Origin of the sequence: Floccifex porci (assembly GCF_009696175.1) — a bacterium.
Lineage (GTDB): Bacteria > Bacillota_I > Bacilli_A > Erysipelotrichales > Erysipelotrichaceae > Floccifex > Floccifex porci.
Genome location: NZ_VUMM01000042.1, coordinates 1 through 1483, shown reverse-complemented (window position 1 = coordinate 1483; position 1483 = coordinate 1). Strand labels below are relative to the sequence as shown.

Genomic DNA, 1483 nt, shown 5'->3' with positions numbered 1-1483 from the left:
TGAAGTGAACCCAATTTCTTGGACATTAAAATAAGTATACTATCTAAACGGTAATTAAGGATTGATTTCTGTATTCTACAGGAGTTAATCCTTTTAATTTTTCAGTGATTCTCTGATTGTTATAGTAAGAAATGTATTCTTCCATTTCTTTCTTTAATTCTTCTAGTGTATTAAATGTATATTCATATCCATAAAACATTTCATTCTTCATCTTGCCAAAGAAATTTTCCATTGGTGAATTGTCCAGGCAGTTACCTTTTCTTGACATTGATTGAATGATTCCTTTCTCTTCTAATGCAATATGATATTCCTGCATCTGATATTGCCATCCCTGATCACTAGTTAGTATTAAGCCCTTAAGATCTTTGTATTTATTAAAAGCTTTTGCCAGCATATCTTTAATCTGATCATAGTTTGGTGATGCAGAGATATTGTAGGAAACTATTTCTCTGTTATGTAAATCAAGAATAGGAGATAGATATAATTTACCTGCAGCTATATGAAACTCTGATACATCAGTAGACCATATCTCATTACATCTTTCTGTTTTGAAGTTTCTTTCATAATAAGTTTTGTGATGAACTTCATCAATAACTTTATCAAGTAACAGGTTCTTAACTGTTCCGTTCATATCACCCTTATAAGATTTATATTTAGCTTTTGGTGTTCTGGCATATAAACCCATCTTAGACATTAATCTCTTTACTTTCTTATGATTTACTGTATATCCTCTATTAATAAGCTCTAGCGTAATTCTGCGATAGCCATAACGAGCTTTATGAGCATAGTAGATATCTATTATGGTATTCATAATGTCGTCGTTTTTGGTATCCTTATCAAGCTTATTTAAGGTGTAATAATATGTTGATCTTTTAAGTCCTGAAATATCAAGAAGGACCACTAATGAATACTTATGCTGTAGTTCATATACAACCATTACTTTGTCTTTGGTTGTTGGTCCTTCCTCGCTTGAACTACAGCTCTCAATTTTTTTAAGTATTCATTCTCAGCTTTTAGTCTTAAAATTTCTTCATCTTTAGCTTTAATGATGGCATCTTTATCGTTTGGATCAATTGGTTTAACTTCTTTTTTCATAGTAGGAGATCTACCTCTTTTCTTCTCTACTATAGTATAACCATTTTCTTTGTAGGATTTAATCCAATTGTTGAGTATCCCATATGAAGTCAAGCCATATTCTAACGATACTGATTGTATTGATTGATTACCAATTAAAACCTTGTTTATCATTTCATGTTTCAGTTCAGGACTGTAATATCTGTTATTATCTCTTCTTAAAATATCTTCGCCATGTTTATCAATAAGTCTAATAAGATATTTTATATGAGCCTGCAAAATCCCATATTGTTTAGATAAGGATTTTATAGTAACTCCAGATTTTCTTTTATGATATATTTCTATTCTTTGTTCTCTAGTAAGTTTTGCCATATAAAAATGAACCCCTTTCAATTGGTAGTCCAACTTT

1 protein-coding gene is annotated in these 1483 nt (G+C 30.3%); it reads right to left on the bottom strand.

All coding sequences use genetic code 11. The features are described 5' to 3' along the window. Positions 1-43 precede the first annotated feature (43 nt). Positions 44-1446, bottom strand: a protein-coding gene (locus tag FYJ50_RS10430) for an IS3 family transposase (protein ID WP_235900976.1) whose coding sequence is annotated in 2 segments (ribosomal slippage) — positions 44-949 and positions 952-1446 — 1401 coding nt in all. Because the reading frame shifts where the segments join, the coding sequence is not laid out codon by codon here. Between the last annotated feature and the right edge of the window lie 37 nt (positions 1447-1483).